The organism is Nakamurella deserti (genome assembly GCF_003260015.1).
GTDB lineage: Bacteria > Actinomycetota > Actinomycetes > Mycobacteriales > Nakamurellaceae > Nakamurella > Nakamurella deserti.
This window is the reverse complement of record NZ_QCXS01000002.1, coordinates 599,367-617,505: the sequence shown is the minus strand read 5'-3', so window position 1 is coordinate 617,505 and position 18,139 is coordinate 599,367. Positions and strand designations below refer to the sequence as shown.

The 18,139-nt window shown below is 72.9% G+C and carries 15 protein-coding genes; 6 read left to right on the top strand and 9 right to left on the bottom strand.

Annotation, left to right across the window (positions count from 1 at the left end; all coding sequences use genetic code 11):
* Positions 1 to 23: 23 nt before the first annotated feature.
* The gene (locus DB033_RS02970) at positions 24 to 218 is read left to right on the top strand and encodes a hypothetical protein (RefSeq protein WP_111765385.1); all 195 of its coding nucleotides are present in this window, start codon (positions 24 to 26) and stop codon (positions 216 to 218) included.
* Between the two features lie 18 nt (positions 219 to 236).
* On the opposite strand, the gene DB033_RS02965 is transcribed toward DB033_RS02970, so the two are convergent.
* Genes DB033_RS02965 through DB033_RS02950 form a run of 4 tightly spaced genes read right to left on the bottom strand, consistent with a single transcriptional unit; the run spans position 237 to position 4,667 of the window.
* On the bottom strand, positions 237 to 764 hold the full coding sequence (locus DB033_RS02965) for a hypothetical protein (protein ID WP_111765384.1): 528 nt from the start codon (positions 762 to 764) through the stop codon (positions 237 to 239).
* Positions 764 to 2,680: a DNA primase gene (gene dnaG, locus DB033_RS02960; RefSeq protein WP_111765383.1), complete on the bottom strand. Its 1,917-nt coding sequence runs from the start codon at positions 2,678 to 2,680 to the stop codon at positions 764 to 766. The genes DB033_RS02965 and dnaG overlap by 1 nt, the downstream gene beginning before the upstream one ends.
* A 36-nt stretch (positions 2,681 to 2,716) precedes the next feature.
* Positions 2,717 to 4,000: a deoxyguanosinetriphosphate triphosphohydrolase gene (locus tag DB033_RS02955; protein WP_240615706.1), complete on the bottom strand. Its 1,284-nt coding sequence runs from the start codon at positions 3,998 to 4,000 to the stop codon at positions 2,717 to 2,719.
* A 31-nt stretch (positions 4,001 to 4,031) separates the two neighbouring features.
* A complete protein-coding gene (locus DB033_RS02950) occupies positions 4,032 to 4,667 on the bottom strand; it encodes a YdcF family protein (RefSeq protein ID WP_276309188.1) in 636 nt (211 codons plus the stop codon).
* Between the two features lie 173 nt (positions 4,668 to 4,840).
* Between DB033_RS02950 and DB033_RS02945 the strand changes: the two genes are divergently transcribed.
* Complete coding sequence (locus tag DB033_RS02945) at positions 4,841 to 6,427, top strand: M1 family metallopeptidase (RefSeq protein WP_111765382.1); 1,587 nt, start codon at positions 4,841 to 4,843, stop codon at positions 6,425 to 6,427.
* A gap of 42 nt (positions 6,428 to 6,469) precedes the next feature.
* Here the strand turns inward: DB033_RS02945 and DB033_RS02940 are convergent, their stop codons facing one another.
* The 5 genes from DB033_RS02940 to DB033_RS02920 all read right to left on the bottom strand — a co-directional run bounded on the left by DB033_RS02940 (position 6,470) and on the right by DB033_RS02920 (position 14,270).
* The gene (locus DB033_RS02940) at positions 6,470 to 7,852 is read right to left on the bottom strand and encodes a glycine--tRNA ligase (protein ID WP_111765381.1); all 1,383 of its coding nucleotides are present in this window, start codon (positions 7,850 to 7,852) and stop codon (positions 6,470 to 6,472) included.
* A gap of 194 nt (positions 7,853 to 8,046) precedes the next feature.
* On the bottom strand, positions 8,047 to 8,379 hold the full coding sequence (locus DB033_RS02935) for an antibiotic biosynthesis monooxygenase (RefSeq protein WP_111765380.1): 333 nt from the start codon (positions 8,377 to 8,379) through the stop codon (positions 8,047 to 8,049).
* Positions 8,376 to 11,411 carry an AAA family ATPase gene (locus DB033_RS02930; RefSeq protein WP_111765379.1) on the bottom strand — a complete coding sequence of 1,012 codons (3,036 nt, stop codon included), beginning with the start codon at positions 11,409 to 11,411 and terminating at the stop codon, positions 8,376 to 8,378. The genes DB033_RS02935 and DB033_RS02930 overlap by 4 nt, the downstream gene beginning before the upstream one ends.
* Entirely contained in the window at positions 11,408 to 12,595 is a 1,188-nt protein-coding gene (locus tag DB033_RS02925) for an exonuclease SbcCD subunit D (protein ID WP_111765378.1), read from the bottom strand. Before DB033_RS02925 ends, DB033_RS02930 begins: the two co-directional genes overlap by 4 nt.
* Before the next feature lie 70 nt (positions 12,596 to 12,665).
* Entirely contained in the window at positions 12,666 to 14,270 is a 1,605-nt protein-coding gene (locus DB033_RS02920) for a serine/threonine-protein kinase (RefSeq protein ID WP_111765377.1), read from the bottom strand.
* A gap of 98 nt (positions 14,271 to 14,368) precedes the next feature.
* Between DB033_RS02920 and lipB the strand changes: the two genes are divergently transcribed.
* The 4 genes from lipB (at position 14,369) to DB033_RS02900 (ending at position 18,122) form a co-directional block, all read left to right on the top strand.
* A complete protein-coding gene (lipB, locus tag DB033_RS02915) occupies positions 14,369 to 15,133 on the top strand; it encodes a lipoyl(octanoyl) transferase LipB (protein WP_111765376.1) in 765 nt (254 codons plus the stop codon).
* Positions 15,134 to 15,264: 131 nt separating this feature from the next.
* A complete protein-coding gene (locus tag DB033_RS02910; protein ID WP_157970471.1) occupies positions 15,265 to 16,290 on the top strand; it encodes a hypothetical protein in 1,026 nt (341 codons plus the stop codon).
* An 18-nt stretch (positions 16,291 to 16,308) separates the two neighbouring features.
* Positions 16,309 to 17,262 (top strand): lipoyl synthase, encoded by a 954-nt coding sequence (gene lipA / locus DB033_RS02905; RefSeq protein ID WP_111765374.1) that lies wholly within the window; start codon positions 16,309 to 16,311, stop codon positions 17,260 to 17,262.
* A 74-nt stretch (positions 17,263 to 17,336) separates the two neighbouring features.
* The gene (locus tag DB033_RS02900; protein WP_111765373.1) at positions 17,337 to 18,122 is read left to right on the top strand and encodes a DUF4191 domain-containing protein; all 786 of its coding nucleotides are present in this window, start codon (positions 17,337 to 17,339) and stop codon (positions 18,120 to 18,122) included.
* Positions 18,123 to 18,139: the final 17 nt, after the last annotated feature.

The window sequence follows — 18,139 nt, the reverse complement described above, 5'->3', positions numbered from 1 at the left end:
GTCGAACGAATGAAGGTGCCTTCGTGATCCGATTCCTCGCCGGCGCGGCGACCGGCTACGTCCTGGGGTCGCGTGCCGGCCGAGAGCGGTACGAGCAGATCGTCCGGTGGTCGCACCGGGTCGCCGACAATCCTGCGGTGCAGGGCGTCGCCGGTCTCGTCCGCGCTCAGGTCAGCCGTGCGGTCCAGCAGGTCTTCCACACGGCCGACCGGATCTGACCGAACCGTCGGTCGCGGTCAGGGCTCTCCGCGGAACGGCGCCAGCGCCTCGGCCACGGGTCCGGCCAGCCACGGTCGGGCCGCCTCGACCCCGGTGCCCGGGTCCAGCCGCACCTGGACGGTCGGCCCGTCCCGACCGGGGACCCGGCGCACCACCACCCAGCCGCCGCCCCCGGGGAAGTCGTGGTGGGTGGAGCTGATGATGCCGCTGCGGACCCGCGCGTGGATGGTGTCGGTGAGCTTGCCGGGCTCGGCGATCTCGTAGTTGTACGGGTGCCGGTCGACGATGAGTTCGGCGCCGGCCAGCTCCCCCACCACGTCCGCGCGCACCACGTGCAGGATCGGGGCCTGCCAGGACACCTTCGAGATCAAAGTCCAGGGCACGAGTTTCGGCGCCGCGTCGACCGGCAGCTTCCAGATCCCGAACCGGGTGACGGCGAGCCAACCCCCGGCGGCCTCCTGCGCCGACGCCAGGATCTCCTCCCCGGGCGCCAGCGCCGCGGTCAGTGCGGCCGGCGGCGCGGGCCGTTTCCGGAAGCCGAACATCAGTTCTGCCGGTTCGCGCGCTCGACCAGCGCCCGCCGGTAGAGCTGCATCGCGTACAGGTCGGCCTGCAGCTGCTCCCGCCAGTCCGGGTCCCCGGCGGCCTCGGCCCGTTTCAGCTCCGCCTCCATGTCGCGGATGCGGTCGTTCACCGCCACGACGTTCAGCGCCGCCAGGATCGACCCGGCGTACACCGGATCGGGACCGATCGAGCCGGTGCTCATCCGCTCGTTGGCGAGCTCGCTGGCCAGCGCCGACAGGGCCGGGACGGTCAGCTGCTCACGGACGAGCTGCACCCACGCAGCTCCCGTCGGTGCGGCGGCCGGTCCGCCGGCGGCGATGATCGCCTCGTGCACGGCCACGTAGGCCTTGTGGGTGAAGACGCTCGCGTCCAACTCCTCGTAGGCACCGGCGACCTCGGCGGGTTGCTGCAACGCGAGTTTGAGCGCCTCCCGCTCGGAGAACAACGCGCGGTCCCCCTTCCGGGGTAGATCGACCGGCGGCGCGGCGGGGGTGGACGTCCCGGTGGTGGCGGTCCGCTCGGCCGGCTGCGACGCCTTGCGGGCCGCTGTCGCGGCGGCGCGCACCTGGTCGGCCACGGCAGCCTTGACGCGCTGCTTCAGCTCGGCGGGATCCACCCCGATCTGCGGGGCGAGTTCGTTCACGTACTGGTCCCGCAGATCGGACTCCTTGATCTTGGCGACCAGCGGCACGGTGGCCCGGCCGGCGGCCACCCGTCCCTCGGCGGTGTTGAGGTCGTACCCGGACAACGTCGACCCGATGGCGAAGGCGAACAGCGGCTTCTTCGTCTCGATCAGGTCGCGCAGGGCGGCGTCCCCCGCCTTCTGCCGGAGCTCACAGGGGTCGAGGTTGTCCGGGGCGACGGCGATGAAGGTGTTGGCGGCGAACTTCTGATCGGAGTCGAACGCCTTGAGGGCGGCGTTGCGGCCGGCGGCGTCCCCGTCGAAGGTGTACACCACCTCGCCGCGGATCACCTCGGAGTCCATCAGGAACCGACGCAGCACACCGATGTGCTCGTCGCCGAAAGCGGTACCGCAGGACGCCACCGCGGTGGTGACGCCGGCGGCGTGCATGGCCATCACGTCGGTGTAGCCCTCGACGACGACGGCCCGGCGCTCCTTGCGGATCTGCTTCTTGGCCAGATCGAGCCCGTAGAGCATCTGCGACTTGTGGTAGAGCGGCGTGTCGGAGGTGTTGAGGTACTTGGCCTCGATGCGGTCGTCGTCGAAGATGCGGCGGGCGCCGAACCCCACGACGTCGCCGGTGACGTCCCGGATCTGCCAGAGCAGCCGACGGTTGAAGCGGTCGATCATGCCGCGCTGCCCCTCCTTGGACAACCCGGCGGTGACGAGTTCCTTGTCGGTGAAACCCTGCTTGCGCAGCGCCCTGGTGAGCTCGTCCCAGCCGCCGGGGGCGAACCCGCAGCCGAACGACAGGGAGGTGGGCAGGTCGAAGCCCCGCTCGGCCAGGAACTCCCGGGCCGGCGCGGCCTCCGGCGTCTGCAGCCGATCGGCGTAGAACGCCGCGGCGGCCTTGTTCGCCGCCACCAGCCGCGACCGGGTGCCCCGCTCGACCTGGACCGAGGAGCCGCCCTCGACCCGGGTCAGGACGAAACCGACCCGGTCGGCGAGCCGCTCGATGGCCTCCGGGAAGGTGAGGTGCTCGATCTCGGCGATGAAGCTGAAGACGTCGCCGCCCTGGCCGCAGCCGAAGCAGTGGTAGGTGCCGTGGGTGGGCCGGACGTTGAACGACGGTGACTTCTCGTCGTGGAAGGGACACAGACCCTTGAGGTTGCCGCCACCCGCCGAGCGGAGCGCGACGTAGTCACCGACCACCGATTCGATGCGGTTGAGCTCGCGGACGCGTTCCTTGTCCCCGTCCGCTATCCGACCCGCCACGGTGGCGAGTCTAGTGGCGGCCGCCGGCGACGCGGCTCAGTCGGGCAGCACCCAGCGCCGGTGACGGGCGAACGCCTGCGCGTCGGTGAGCAGGGAGACCTGGTCGACCACCACCCGGAGCCGTTCGGCGTCGGTGTCGGTGGCGAGGAACAGCACCGCGAAACCCGGGTCCAGCGCGGGTGCGCCCACGTCCACCAGCCGCTCGACGAGCTCGGCGAGGAGCCGTCGCTGCTGGTTCTGCAGCTCCTGGCGGACCGGGTCCTGCATCACGTACAGATGCGCGATGGACTTCAGCACGGCGACCTCGGCGCTCAGCACCCGCGGGACGACCAGATCGGTGTCGTAGCGGTGCAGCGGTCCGTCGCCGGCGGCCTGCCGGGTGGCCAGCACCGCCCCGGTGGCGAACCGGCCGGTCAGTTCGCTGGTCATCCGCAGCAGCGCACTCTCCCCGGCCGGGGTGCCGTGCAGGCGCCGGGCGGCGTCGACCACCGGCAGGTCGAGCAGGTCCAGCAGCACCTGCTCGAGGTCGTCCGCCGACTCCGCCGAATGCCGTCCGGTCGCGTTGACGCACACGGCGTGCCGCTCGGCCGGGTCGGTGAGGGTGCGCAGATCGACGCGGCCGCTGTGGATGCCGTCCTCGACGTCGTGCACCGAGTACGCGACGTCGTCGGCCCAGTCCATCGCCTGTGCCTCCAGGCAGCGGGCGGTGGCCACGACCCCGGCAGGCACCGTCTCGCGGACCCAGGCGAAGGTGGCGGCGTCGTCGGCGTAGACGCCGAACTTGCCGCCGCCGGGCGGCCGGGTCCACGGGTACTTGACGACCGCGTCCAGCGCGGCGCGGGTGAGGTTGAGACCCAGCGGTGCTCCGTCCGGGGCGATGACCTTGGCCTCGAGCCGGCTCAGCAGCCGCAGGTTCTGCGCGTTGGCCTCGAAACCACCGATCCCGGCGGCGACCTCGTCCAACGCGCGTTCACCGTTGTGGCCGAACGGCGGATGGCCGATGTCGTGGGCGAGGCCGGCCAGGTCGACCAGATCGGCGTCGCAGCCGAGGAGCGCGCCGATCTCGCGGGCGATCTGGGCGACCTCGAGCGAGTGGGTCAGCCGGGTGCGTGGCACCTCGTCCTCGTCCGGGGCGACGACCTGGGTCTTGCCGGCCAACCGGCGGAACGACGCCGAGTGCAGCACCCGGGCCCGGTCACGGGCGAACGGCCCACGGGGGGTGATCGCGTCGGCGCCGGGCAGCACGGCCTCCTTGCGGCCCTCGGTGAGCCGCCGCTCGGCGTCCTCGGGGGCGTAGGCGGCCAACGGGTACCCGGTCACCGGCGCACCCCCGGACCGATGCGCGTGCCCGTCACAGGACCTCGTACCCCAGGCCCGACGAGCCGCCGACGAGCGTGTAGTACAGCGTCCCCAGGGTCTCCCGCAGGACGTAGCGCGGGGCGATCGACGTTCCGGCGGCCGGTCCGCGGTCGACCGAGGAGACCTCGACGGTCAGACCCAGATCACGGGCCATCACGCTGCTGCGATGGGCGTGCCACGGGTCGGTGACCAGGACCACCGAGTCCAGACCGCGGGACCGCAGCGCATCGGCGCCGGCGCGCAGGCTCACCAGGGTGTCGTTGCCCTCGCCGACGGCGTCGACGGCGTCGGCGGGAACCCCCTGCTCGAGAAGATAGGTGCGACCCGACGACGCCTCGGTGAAGGTGTCCCCGGCCTGCGAGCCGCCGACGGTGACGATGCGCGGCGCGACGCCCTCCCGGAACAGCGTCAGGGCGTGGTCCAGCCGCGCCCGGAAGATGCTCGACGGGTCGCCGTCGTACTGAGCCGCACCCAGCACGAGGATCGCGTCCACCGGTTCCCGCTGGTCGACCCCGGCGGTGGCCGTCACCCGTACCGCGACCCCGGCGACCACCAGCGCCGCCACCAGCACGGAGCCGGCGAGGTAGCGCCCGATCATCCGTCCCGCCGTCTGCCGCCGCCCGTCCATCCCCTGATCTTGCCAGTCCGGGTCCGGCCGGCCTCTCCGCTGTCCCCCGCGTCGTCGCACGCCCGTCGCGTGTCCGCCGCACGCCCGCCGCGGATCCGTCCCGACACCCCGGCCCGGCGGATCCCGGGCGCCGTCACCACCGCCACCACACCGACGCCCGCTATCGTCGCGCTATGTCGTCGACGCGCCACCGTTGGTACGCACTGTCCCTGGTGCTCGCGACGCTCGCCGCGGCCGTGCTGGTGTTCGCCTTCCGGCCCGACCGGACCGTGCCCGGCACGGCGACCTCGGCCGCGGGTGCCCCCACCGGCTCCGCGCCCACGACGATCACCCCGCCGTCGGTCGTCCCGCCGGCACCGACGTCCGACCCGACGCCGACGGTCGAACCGCCGCCCGAGGTCGAACCCGACGGCGCCGTGGGCGCCGCCACGTCCGGGGATCCCTACTACCCGGACGCCGGCAACGGCGGCTACGACGTGACTGCCTACCGGGTGGGTCTGTCGTTCGAGCCGGACAGCGGCGTCCTCGCCGCGGTCACGTCGATCAGCGCCACGGTGACGGAGGCGGAGACGCTGGGACGGTTCTCCTTCGACCTGCAGCCCGACCTCGAGGTCACCGGGGTCGTCGTCGACGGTGCCGCCGCGGGTTTCACCCACGAGGACGCGAAGCTCGTGGTGACCCCGACGGCGGGGCTCGCTCCCGGGGCGCAGACCGTGGTCGAGGTGACCTACGGCGGCCGCCCCGGTCCGATCACCAGCGGCACGTCCGGGCTGGCGGACGGCGGCTGGTTCGCGCTCGACTCGGGCGGCGCGGTGGTCATCGGGGAGCCGTTCTCGGCGTCGGCCTGGTATCCGGTCAACGAGACCCCGACCGACCGGGCGACGTTCGCCGTCACCGCCCAGGTGCCGGACGGCTGGAAGGTCATCTCCAACGGCCTGCCGGTCACCGACGGGCTGCCCGAGGCCACCGACGGACACGCCGTGTTCGGCTGGGCGGAGCCGTCGGAGATGGCGAGCTACCTGTCGACGATCTACATCGACACCTTCACCCAGACCCAGGACACCACCCCCGGTGGGCTGCCGGTGATCAACGCGTTCGGCAAGGGCCTGGCCGCGGACTCGACCGAGGCCGACCGCACCGGCGAGTTCGTCGACTTCCTGGCCAGCAAGTTCGGCCCGTACCCGTTCACCTCCACCGGCGGGATCTACCTGGCGCAGAGCTTCGGCTTCGCGCTGGAGACGCAGACCCGGCCGGTGTACTCGGCCGGGATGGGCAATGCGAGCACTGTGGTGCACGAACTGGCACACCAGTGGTTCGGCGACGCGGTCACCGTGCAGCGATGGGCCGACATCTGCCTCAACGAGTGCTTCGCCAGCTACGCCGAGTGGCTCTGGGCCGAGAACGGCGGCGCCGATCTGGACGCGGAGTACCGGCAGACCGTGGCCACCGCCCGCGACCGGGCGGCGTTCTGGGCGAGCCCGCTGTACGACATGGGTGCGGGCAACGAGTTCGGCGCCGTGTACTCCCGCGGCCCGCTCGCCCTGCACGCGCTGCGCCACCAGCTCGGGGACGAGAAGTTCGACGAACTGCTGCTCAGCTGGATCGAGGAGCACTCCGGGAGCGGGGCGACCTGGGCGGAGTTCGAGACCCTGGTGTCCACCATCGCCGGCCGCGACGAGACCGCGTTCCTGCAGGCCTGGTTCCACGGCACCACGATCCCGGCCGACGAGTACCTCTACCCGGGCGATCTGACGCCGTGAGGCGGCGCGGCGGGGTCGGTGACGGCCCCGCCGGCCGGCGTCTCAGCAGCCGAGCAGCTCGCCGGCGAGGTAGGCCGGGACCTGGTCCAGCGCGATCCGCTGCTGGCTCATGCTGTCCCGCTCGCGGATGGTGACGGCCTGGTCGTCGAGGGTCTCGAAGTCCACGGTGATGCAGAACGGGGTGCCGACCTCGTCCTGGCGGCGGTAGCGCTTGCCGATCTGACCGGCGTCGTCGAACTCGACGTTCCAGTTCTTGCGCAACTCCGCGGCGAGGTCACGCGCCTTGGGCGACAGGTCGGCGTTGCGGCTCAACGGCAGCACGGCGGCCTTGACGGGCGCGAGTCGGCGGTCCAGCCGCAGGACGGTGCGCTTGTCGACCCCGCCCTTGGTGTTGGGCGCCTCGTCCTCGGCGTAGGCGTCGATGAGGAACGCCATCAGCGAGCGGGTCAGGCCGGCGGCGGGTTCGATGACGTACGGCGTCCAGCGCTGACCGGACTCCTGGTCGAAGTAGGACAGGTCCTTGCCGGAGTGCTCGCTGTGCGTCGACAGGTCGAAGTCGGTGCGGTTGGCCACGCCCTCGAGCTCACCCCACTCCGAACCCTGGAACCCGAAGCGGTACTCGATGTCCACGGTCCGCTTCGAGTAGTGCGACAGCTTCTCCTGCGGGTGCTCGTAGTGGCGCAGGTTGTCGCGGTCGATGCCGAGGTCGGTGTACCAGTCGGTGCGCGCGTCGATCCAGTACTGGTGCCACTGCTCGTCCTCGCCGGGCTTGACGAAGAACTCCATCTCCATCTGCTCGAACTCGCGGGTGCGGAAGATGAAGTTTCCGGGGGTGATCTCGTTCCGGAACGACTTGCCGATCTGGCCGATCCCGAACGGCGGCTTCTTGCGCGCGGTGGTGCTGACGTTGGCGAAGTTGACGAAGATGCCCTGGGCGGTCTCGGGCCGCAGGTAATGCAGGCCGGACTCCTCCTCGACGGGGCCGAGGTAGGTCTTGAGCATCATGTTGAAGTCGCGCGGCTCGGTCCAGTTGCCGCGGACTCCGGTCTCCGGGTCCGGGATGTCGTCCCAGCCGTTCTCCGGCAACCGTCCGTGCTTGGCCTCGTAGGCCTCCAACAGATGGTCCGCGCGGTACCGCTTGTGGGTGATGAGGCTCTCGACGAGCGGGTCGGTGAAGACGCCGACGTGCCCGGAGGCGACCCACACCTGGCGGGGCAGGATGACCGAGGAGTCCAGACCGACGATGTCGTCGCGGCCCTGGACCATCGTCTTCCACCACTGCCGCTTGATGTTCTCCTTCAGCTCCACACCGAGGGGGCCGTAGTCCCACGCCGAGCGGGTGCCGCCGTAGATCTCACCGGCGGGGAAGACGAACCCACGGCGCTTGGCGAGGCTGACGACGGAATCGAGTACGGACGCAGGCAACGAAGATCTCCTCGAACGAATGCAGATGACGTGCCAACGTTAGTGGTCCCGGCCCGCCCGACCGAACGGTCCGGGCCAGCGGACCGGGGTCCACCCGTGCGTGGACGGCCGCCGGACCGGGGTCCACCCGTGCGTGGACGGCCGCCGGACCCGGGGTTCGCAGATACATGGACCGCCGGTGCGGGACCGCCGGGTCAGGGTCGGACGAGCAGGGTGGGCTCGGTCAGCGGGTCCGACGGGTCGGCGCCCGAGTGCAGCGCGACCTCGAACACGCCCGAGGTGCCCTGCTCGGCGGTGGACAGGAACGGGACCACGACGGTGCGGACGTCGAAGGGGCCCAGCGCCCGCCGGTAGGCGGGCACGCTGTCGAACTCCGCGGTCAGCGTCCACACCTCGGCGTCGTCGGTGGACCGGCCGAGCCGGACGTTCCGGCAGGTCGGCTGGGCCGCCAGCAGCGCGACCGGCTCCCGGGCGTTGTCCAGGAAGTCGGGGCCGGCACCGGCGAAACGACAGACCAGCAGGATCACGCGAACAGCTCCGCCCCGGCACCGGGTGCGGTCAGCTCCACCGTCGACCCCTCGGCGGAGCGCTGCACCCGCAGGCGACTGGGGATGCGCTGCCGGAGCTCGTCGACGTGGGAGACGACGCCGATCACACGGCCCTCCCCGCGCAGCGAGTCGAGGGTCTCCATGACCAGATCGAGCGAGTCGGCGTCCAGGGTGCCGAAACCCTCGTCGATGAACATGGTGTTCAACAGCCCCACCCCGGTCTGCCCGGCCACGACGTCGGCCAGCCCGAGCGCGAGCGCGAGCGACGCCAGGAACGACTCTCCTCCGGAGAGGGTCTTGGTGGGCCGGGACTTGCCGGAGTACTCGTCCAGCACGTCCAGGCCGAGACCGCCGCTGCGACCGCGACTCTCGCGCGAGGTGGACGGGATGAAGGTGTAGCGGCCGCCGGAGAGCACCCGCAACCGGTCGTTGGCGGCAGCGGCGACCTCGTGCAGCCAGGCGGCCAGCACGTAGGAGCGCAACGACATGCCGAGCCGGTTCGCGCCCCGACCGAGGATGACCTCGGTGAGCTCGCTGAGCTCCCGGTCGGCCGCCTGCAGCGGGGCCAGTTCGCGCCACGCGTCGGTGAGCTCGGTGGCCAGCAGCGTGACCTCCCGGTGCCGGGACGCGGCCGCCTGGGCGTCGGCGTAACCGGTGGTGGCCGCGGTCTCGGCGGCGGTGACCCGGACCGCGGCCCGGGTCAGCTCCTCCTCGACCGCCTCGAGGTCGATCCCGGCGTCGTCGAGACCGGCGAACTCGGGGTCCTCCAACTGCGCCTCGACGGCCGCCGCGGTGCGGTCGGCGTCCCGCAGCCGCTCCTCGGTCCCCCGGAGGTCGGCGGCGCCGGCCGCCCGGGCGGTGTCGACGTCGTCGAACCCGGAGTCGTCCAACGCGGCGGTGACGAGCGCCCAGGCGCTGGTCACGCCGTCGCGGGCCGCGCGGACCACGTGACCCGCCGTGTCCAGTGCGTCCAGCGCGTCGGCGAGCGCCAGCAACGCGGCCCGCCGACCGGGCACGTCGGAGTGGCCCGCGGCGGCGGCCGTGAGCGTGGCGGCGCGGCGCTCGACCTCCCGGCGCAGCGGTTCCAGTCGGGCCGTGCGTTCGGTGACGGTGGCGGTCAGCTCCGCGATCCGCTGGGCCGATTCCGCGGCCCGGGACTCGAGGTCGCGGAGCTCGCGTTCCAGGGCCGGCAGCGCCGCGACGAGGGCGGCGGCGTCGGCGGCCGCCCCGGTGGCGACGGCCGACGCCGCCCGGAGTTCGTCGAGGGTGCGTCCACCGAGGGTGGCCTCCAGGACGGCGACGGACTGCTCGGCGGCGGCGCGGGCCGAGACGGCCTCGTCACGACGGCGGGCGGCGGCGACCTCCCGGTCGTGGGCCGCGGCCACCTCGGCGGTGCTGACCGCGTCGGCCGCTCCGGCCGCCGGGTGCGGATGCTCGGACGCACCGCACACCGCGCACGGCGCGCCGTCGGTCAACGCGCGGGCCAGCTCGGCGGCCATCCCGTCGATGCGACGTGCGGTGAGCTGCAGCCGGTGTGCGGTCGCGGTCTGGGCGGCGTCGACCGCTGCCTGGGCGGCGTCGACCGCGCGTCGGGCCGCCGTCCGGGCCGCCGGCAGCCGGCGGGCGTCGGACACCGCCTCGGCCAGCGTCCGGGCCCGGTGCTCGAGGTCGGGCAGCCGACCCGCGGCGTCCAGGGCGGAGCGGTGCCGGTCGGCGAGCACGTCGATGCGGACCGGCAGGGTGGCGACCTCGGCGGCCAACGCGTCCCGCTGCGCGGTCGCGGCGGCCACCGCGGTCCGCAGCGCGGCCAGGTCGCGCAGGTCGGCGGCCTGCCGTTCGGACTCGATGACCAACCCACCCAGATGGCCGGCACGATCGCGGACGGCGGCGCTGGCGGCCCGGGCCGCGTCCGGTGCGGTGAGGCGGTCGGCGTCGGTGGGCACGATGTCGTGCTCCGCGGGAGCGAGAACCCGCAGGACCGCGTCCACGCTGCGGTCGCGGTCGACCCGGGCGGCGCGGTGGACGCGCTCGGCGCGCTCCGACGCCGAGACCGCGGCGAGGACCGGCGCGGCCCGGCGCGCCTGCTCGATCTCGGTGCTCCATCGCAGGCGCGCCGGCGCGGTCGAGGTCACCAGGCGCTGCTGTTCCCGCAACCGGGTCAGCCGCCTGGCCTGTTCGTGGTGCGCCGCCTGGCGTCCGAGGGCTTCCTGGGCGGCCCGGCGCTCCGCGGCGGCCGTCACGGCCACCTCCGCGGTCAGGGCGCGGCGGGCGTCGACCAGATCCCGTACCCCGTCGAGCCAGTCGGCGTCCGGCTGGGCGGGCACGTCACCCCGCCAGCCCGCGGCCTGCACGGTGCGGGCGACGATGCGGCCCAGGGCGTCGGACCGTTCGCGGACCGCCGCACCGCTGACCCGGCGGCGCTCGGCGAACCACTGCTCGATGGTGCCGAAGCGTCCGGTGTCGAAGAGCTGTTCGAGCAGTCGCTCACGCTGGTCGGTGTCCGCGCGCAGGAACCGGGCGAAATCGCCCTGCGGCAGCAGGACGACCTGGAAGAACTGGTCGGCGGTCATCCCCAGCAGCTCGGTGACGATCATCGCCACCTCGGGGATCCGGTCGACACCACCGGCCGTGCGACCGGCCGGCGGCGCTCCGATCCAGGCCAGGCTGGCGGTCGCCTGGCTCACCGTGGTGCCGGTGCCGCGCGACTTGGGGCGTTCGTACTTCGGGGTCCGGCTGACCCGGAAGCGTTGGCCGGCGACGGTCAGCTCCAGCGTGACCCGGGTCTCCGCCTTCGGCGCGGCCTGGTCGCAGCGGAGCCGTCCGGCCTCCTGCCGGGCGCCCGGGACGGTGCCGAACAGAGCGAACGCGACCGCGTCCAGCAGCGACGTCTTCCCGGCCCCGGTGTCGCCGTGCAGCAGGAACAGGCCGTCGGCGCCCAGTCGGTCGAAGTCGATCTCCAGCTGCCCGGGATAGGGACCGAACGCCGACAGCGCGAGCTGGTGCAGCTTCACGCGGCGGCCTCGGCGATCCGGGCCGCCGTCAGGGAGGTGGCCACCAGCGTCCGCTCACCCGGGGTGAGACCACTGCCGCGGCAGTCGCCGAGGAAGGCGTCGACGAGAGCGTCGTCGGGCAGTCCGCGTCGGGAGATGTGGAAGTCGGGACCGGGCCCGGTGGTCGCCGGCGGCTGCCATGCCATGGTGACGGCGTACGGGAAGACCTCGAGCAGCCGGCGCATCGGGTCCGTCGGCCGCTGCGCATCGGTGAGTTCCACGGCCAGGTAGTGCCCCCGCAACTCGGCGTGCCCGGCGAGGACCTCGGCCAGCGTGCCCCGCACGGTGGCCAGCGGGCGTACCACCGGGAGGTCGAACGCCCGGACCGTGGGGGTCCCGCCGGCCCCCAGGTCGACGATCCACCCGCCCTTGGTCTGCCCGGCCTCCGAGAACGAGTACGGCAGCGGCGAACCGGAGTACCGCAGCCGCGCGCCGAGCTGCTGGCGACGGTGCAGGTGACCCAGCGCGACGTAGTCGACGCCCCGGAACGTGTCGCCGGGCACCGACCCGACCGTGCCGCGCTTGAACTCGAACAGCGCGTCCCCGGCGGACGGCTCGGCCGTGTCGATGCAGCGTTCGGAATCGGTGGCCGCGCCGCCGACGACGAAGGCGTGCGACAGCACGACGGATCGGGTGCCGGCCGGGCGGCCGGCCAGGTCGGCGCGGATCCGGCTCATCGCCTCCCCCAGCACACCGGCGTGACCGCGGGCGTCCGGCACCTGCATCGACTGGCGGGCGATGTCGGGCTCCAGGTAGGGGATCCCGTAGACGGCGACCTCGCCGTGCGCGTCGGAGAACATCACCGGCACGTCGAGCTGGTCGACCGACGACCGGATGTGCAGGCCGCCGGCGGCGAGGAAGTCGCCGAAGGCCCCGAGCCGCGCCGCGGAGTCGTGGTTGCCGGTGGACAGCACGATCTCCGCCCCGGCGTCGCGGATCCGGCGGAGCGCCCGGGTGGCCAGCTGGACCGCGTCCACCGACGGCACCGCGCGGTCGTACAGGTCGCCGGCGATCAGCACCACGTCGATGCGCTCGTCGCGGACGAGGTCGGCGACGGCGGCGAGGGTCTGCTCCTGGTCGCCGAGCAGCGCACGACCGTGGAACGTCCGGCCGATGTGCCAGTCAGAGGTGTGGAGCAGCCGCATGGACCTCACGCTAGGGCGGGGCACCGACAGTGAGGCGGAGGCAGGCCGCGGTCGACGGGACCGGCCCGTCTCACCCCGGAGTGACGGTCACCGACGCGATGCGGAACCCACCGCCCTCGGTCACCAGCGTCAGGACCCGGCGGGTCGGACCCACCGGCGTGGTCGCGCCCACCTCGGTGCCGTCCGCGTCGAGGATCGGCGCGGCCGGGAGGGCGTCGGTGACCGCCACCCGCGGGGCCGCATCGGGATCGTCGGAGGGCAGCCGCTCGACCGACGAGACGGTGTGCACCAACCCGTCGACCCGCAATCCGCCGTCGGTCAGCGCCCGGATGCGGATGGCGTCCTCGACCAGTCCCGGCGCGGTGACCGTGTAGACCTCGCGCAGCAGCCCGGTGTCGCCGGCGGCGAAGGCGGCGGCGCGCCGCCCGTCCAACCGGTGCACGACCGCGGCCCAGTCCACCGTCGGCGTCCCGTCCGACACCGGGGACGCGGCCGGCACCGTCGCCGGGTCGGCCGCGGGGAGCGCAGCGGCGGTCGGACGGTCGCCCCCCGCCCACCAGATGCCCACGCCGGCGGCGGCCAGGACGAGCAACGCGAGCACCACGGCGGGCACGACGGCCCGCCGCCAGCGCGGCGGGGTGCCACGGTGGTGGTGCCCGATCGGCGCTGCCGCCGGCCGCCGCGGGGACGGACGCGCCGCGGCGGGTGCCGGCAGGCCCGCCGGGTCGACCGGCACCGCTGCGGCGTGCCGACCGGGACCGCTGCGTCCGGCGTCCGCCGTCGTCGGCACGGGCAGCGCCTCCGGCGGCGGGCAGCCCGCCAGCCGGCCGAGTACCTCACGGACGGTCGGACGCACCGTCGGGTCGGCGGCCAGCATCGCGTCGACGAGCCCCGCGAGTGCCGGTCCGGTCGGATCGTCGGCCGGCACGGTCGGCCACTGCCCGTACTCGGACTGGACGACGACGTCACGCAGGTCCTGCGCGGGCCAGGCCGGGCGACCGGTGAGGCACTGCATGGCGACCGCCCCGAGCGAGAAGACGTCGTCGACCACGGTGGCCGCCCGCCCCCGGGCGACGTCCGGCGAGGCGCACCGCGGTTCGGCGGCCGGGGTCACGCCGCTGTCGACCGCCGCGGTCGTGCGCCCGGGGCGGGCCAGCAGGGGACGCCCGTCCGCGGTCACCAGCACGGTGTCGGGATTCACGTCACCGTGGACCAGGCCGCGTTCGTGACAGGCGGTCAACGCCGCGCAGACGCCGGCCAGCACCGTCACCGTCTGCCCCGCGCTGAACGGCCCCGCCCGCAGCAGGTCGGCGACACCGCCGCGGTCGGCCCACTCCGTCACCAGCACCGGCCCGTCGGGGGTCTCCACCAGATCGTGCACGGCGGCCAGGTGCGGGTGCTTCAGCGATCCGGACAGCGCCCACTCACGCCGCAGCCGGCCGGCCCCCGCGCCGGTGACCCCGCCCCCGCTCGCGGCGGCCGGCGCCGCCACGGTGGGCCCCCCGTCCGCGTCCGGCTCCACGACCAGCGCCACCGGCGTGCCGCCCGCGAACGGTTCGGCCGCCCACACCCGGGGTGGTCGGGACGGCACGTCCGTGCGGGCGTGCCGCGCCGTGCGACGGGCGGCACGGAGCACGGTGTAGGGGCCGACGTCCGACCCGACCTGCAGCGTCATGCCGCGACCGTACGGAGAACCGGTGGCACGGCCGTGGCGTTGTCCACACGGGTGGATATTCCTGTACGTCATCGCTATGCAGGCGTACGCTCACCACCATGCGGGAGAGCAGGGAACCCTTGGCGATCGTCGCGCCCGGGCTGATGGAGTACCAGCAGGCGTGGGACCTGCAACGCAGCATCGCCGACGCCCGGGTGGCGGGGACCGGCCCGGACACGCTGATCGTGCTGGAGCATCCGCCGGTCTACACCGCCGGCCGACGGACCAACGCGGTGGACCGACCGGTCAACGGCACCCCGGTCATCGACGTCGACCGCGGCGGCAGCATCACCTACCACGGCCCCGGCCAGCTCGTGGCCTACCCGATCGTGCGGCTCGCCGAGGCGATGTTCGTGGTGGCCTACGTCCGGGTGCTCGAGCAGGCGATCATCGCGACGTGCCGTGAACTCGGTCTCGACCCGATACGGGTGCCCGGACGCAGCGGGGTGTGGTTCGCCGCCGACGCAGGGCGACCGGAACGGAAGGTGGCCGCGCTCGGAGTACGGGTCGCCAAAGGCGTGACGAGTCACGGTCTGTCGCTGAACTGCGATCCCGACCTCAGCGCGTTCGAGCGGATCGTGCCGTGCGGCATCGCCGACGCCGGCGTGACCTCGCTCACCGCCGAGCTCGGCCGCCGGGTGACCGTGGGCGAGGTGACGCCGGTGATCGTGCGTCATCTCACCGCAGCCCTGGACGGTGACCTGCCCGTCGAACCGGCCCGGCGGTCCGACCGGCCCGGTCCCGTCACGATCCCCGCACCGACCGCCACCCCGGCCCCCGACGGCGTGCAGTGGGCCCTCGCGCCCGCACTGCGTAGCTCATGACACCGCAGGGCAAGGCTCCTGGGAGACTGGATGGGTACAGTGCCGGTCGCAGGTACTGCGACCAGCCACAATCCAGTCCCGCACCGCGTCAGACCTCGTCGCGGTGTATCGACCTTCGTGAGGGGAACAGCATGGCAAAGACCATTGGAACCGAGTTGAACGCGCGCGCGTCCGATGTGGCGGACAAGGTCGCCGTGGCCGGCCACGATGTCGCCGGCCGCGTCTCCGACGTCAGCCACGACGTGTTCGACAAGGTCACCGTGCTGGGTCACGACGTGGCCAAGACCGTTTCCGAGAAGGCCGCCGAGATGGCCTCCAGCGCCGGCGCCGCCGTCGCACCGCTCGTGGCCAAGGCGACCGATTCGCTGCAGGACAACGCCAAGACCCTGAGCCGGCGCGCCCGCAAGGCCGCCGCCAAGTCCGCGGCGCAGGCCCGCAAGGCCGCCGACAAGTCCGCCAAGCGGGCGACCGCACGGGCGAAGAAGCACGCGAAGAAGGCCGAGGCCGGCGCCCTGGCCAAGGCCACCGCGCTGGCCGCGCAGAGCGAGTACAAGCTCCGGGCGACGAGCGCCAAGAAGCTGCACCAGGCCGGCGACGCCGTCGCCCCCGCCTCGCACAAGCTGCGCAACTTCCTGCTCGTCGGCCTCATCGCCGCCGGCGTCGCCGTGCTGGTGAAGAAGCTGACCGCGCAGCCGACCGCGCCCGCCCGCGGCAACCCGACCGACACGGCCGCCACCCCGAAGCCGGCCAGCCCGGTGCAGGAGAAGGTCGCGGCCGTCAAGGACGCCGTCTCCGACGGGGTCGAGAAGGCCAAGGACGCCGCCGGCAAGGCCGCGGACACGGTGTCGTCGGTCGTCGAGGACGTCAAGGACAAGGCCGCCGACGTGGCCGACGACCTCGGTGACGCGGTCGACAAGGCCAAGGACTCCGCCGCCAGCGCGAAGAACGACCTCGCCGACACGGCGGCCGCCGCGAAGGCCGAGGCCAAGGCCGGTGCGAAGGACGTGGCCGAGCAGGCCAAGAGCGCCGCCGCCGAGGCCAAGGCCGGCGCCCAGGACAAGACCGCCGACGCCAAGGGCGACCTCGCGGCCGCCTCGTCCGATGCCAAGAGTGCCGCCGACCACGTCGCCGACGCTGCCAAGAACGCGACCAAGTAACCGACAAGGACTGATTTCGTGACCCTCGCCCCCGAAGGCAAGAAGCTCCTCCGGCTGGAAGTGCGCAACGCGCAGACGCCGATCGAGAAAAAGCCGGAGTGGATCAAGACCCGGATGAAGACCGGGCCCGAATACACGCAGATGCAGTCCCTCGTGAAACGCGAGGGTCTGCACACGGTGTGCCAGGAGGCGGGGTGCCCGAACATCTACGAATGCTGGGAGGACCGCGAGGCCACCTTCCTCATCGGCGGTGACCAGTGCACCCGCCGCTGCGACTTCTGCCTCATCGACACCGGCAAGCCCGGTGCGCTGGACCGGGACGAGCCGCGGCGGGTGGCCGAGTCCATCGCCACGATGGACCTCAACTACGCCACCATCACCGGCGTCACCCGCGACGACCTCGAGGACGAGGGCGCCTGGCTGTACGCGGAGACCATCCGCAAGGTGCACGAGTTCGCCCCGAAGACGGGCGTCGAGATCCTCACCCCCGACTTCTCCGGGCACCGCCACCTGCTGCAGCAGGTCTTCGACGCCGCCCCCGAGGTGTTCGCGCACAACCTCGAGACGGTGCCGCGCATCTTCAAGCGCATCCGTCCCGCCTTCCGCTACGAGCGGTCGCTGGACGTCATCACCATGGCCCGCGAGGCCGGAATGATCACCAAGTCCAACCTCATCCTGGGGATGGGCGAGACGCGCGAGGAGATCTCGTCCGCACTGCGCGACCTCGTCGAGGCCGGGTGCGACCTGATCACCATCACGCAGTACCTGCGGCCCAGCCCCCGCCACCACCCGATCGATCGCTGGGTCAAGCCCCAGGAGTTCATCGAACTCCGCGACGAGGCCCTGGACATGGGCTTCAGCGGCGTCATGAGCGGCCCGCTGGTCCGATCCTCGTACAAGGCCGGCAGCCTCTACCGCCAGGCCCAGGAGCGTCGCTCCACCGGTGCGGTCACGGCCGCGACCACCGCCTGATCCGACCGCCGACACCGGCCGCCCCGCCTCGCCGAACGGCGAGCGGGGCGGTCGTCGAGCCGTATTCTTGAGCCATGGCCAAGGCAGCAGCACGCTCAGCGGGATCCAGCAAGGTCACGCTGACCAAGGACGAGAAGAAGACCGCGAAGGTGGCCCGCAAGGCCGCCTCCAAGGAGCGCCGCAAGCAGTTGTGGCAGGCGTTCCAGATGCAGCGCAAGGACGACAAGAAGCTCATCCCGCTCATGGTGGGTGCCCTGCTGTTGGGCCTCCTCGTCGGCCTGGGAATCGCGTTGCTGTTCGGCGGCGGGCTGTTCGGTTTCATCTTCGGGCCCATCCTGGGCCTCACCCTCGGTGCGCTCGGCGCGATGCTGATCTTCGCCCGCCGGGTGCAGGCCAACGTCTACCGGCAGGCCGAGGGCAGCCCGGGCGCGGCCGCGTGGTCGTTGCAGAACAACCTCCGTGGCAAGTGGCGCATCTCCCCCGCCATCGCCGGAACCGCCCAGTTCGACGCGGTGCACCGGGTGGTCGGGCGTCCGGGCGTGGTGCTGATCGCCGAGGGTGTCCCGCAGCGGGTGATCCCGCTGCTCGCCCAGGAGAAGAAGCGCGTCGCCCGCATCGTCGGCGATTCGGTCCCCATCTACGACATCGTGGTGGGCAACGACGAGAAGCAGACCCCGCTGAAGAAGCTCAACTCCACCCTGACCAAGCTCCCCCGGAACATCTCCCCGGCGCAGGTCGAGCAGCTGGACACCAAGCTGAAGGCGCTGTCCGGCCGCAGTCCGCAGGCCGGCATGCCGAAGGGCCCGGTGCCGTCCAACGTCAAGGCCCGCAACATCCAGCGTGCGGCCCGCCGCCGCTGACGCCGCTCAGCAGCATC

Excerpts from the sequence above, each read along its gene's own strand:
- DB033_RS02925 (WP_111765378.1), bottom strand. The coding sequence starts at position 12,595 with ATGCGGCTGCTCCACACCTCTGACTGGCACATCGGCCGGACGTTCCAC.
- DB033_RS02945 (WP_111765382.1), top strand. The coding sequence starts at position 4,841 with ATGTCGTCGACGCGCCACCGTTGGTACGCACTGTCCCTGGTGCTCGCG.
- DB033_RS02900 (WP_111765373.1), top strand. The coding sequence starts at position 17,337 with ATGGCCAAGGCAGCAGCACGCTCAGCGGGATCCAGCAAGGTCACGCTG.
- DB033_RS02950 (WP_276309188.1), bottom strand. The coding sequence starts at position 4,667 with ATGGACGGGCGGCGGCAGACGGCGGGACGGATGATCGGGCGCTACCTC.
- DB033_RS02965 (WP_111765384.1), bottom strand. The coding sequence starts at position 764 with ATGTTCGGCTTCCGGAAACGGCCCGCGCCGCCGGCCGCACTGACCGCG.
- DB033_RS02910 (WP_157970471.1), top strand. The coding sequence starts at position 15,265 with ATGGCAAAGACCATTGGAACCGAGTTGAACGCGCGCGCGTCCGATGTG.
- DB033_RS02920 (WP_111765377.1), bottom strand. The coding sequence starts at position 14,270 with ATGACGCTGCAGGTCGGGTCGGACGTCGGCCCCTACACCGTGCTCCGT.
- lipB (WP_111765376.1), top strand. The coding sequence starts at position 14,369 with ATGCGGGAGAGCAGGGAACCCTTGGCGATCGTCGCGCCCGGGCTGATG.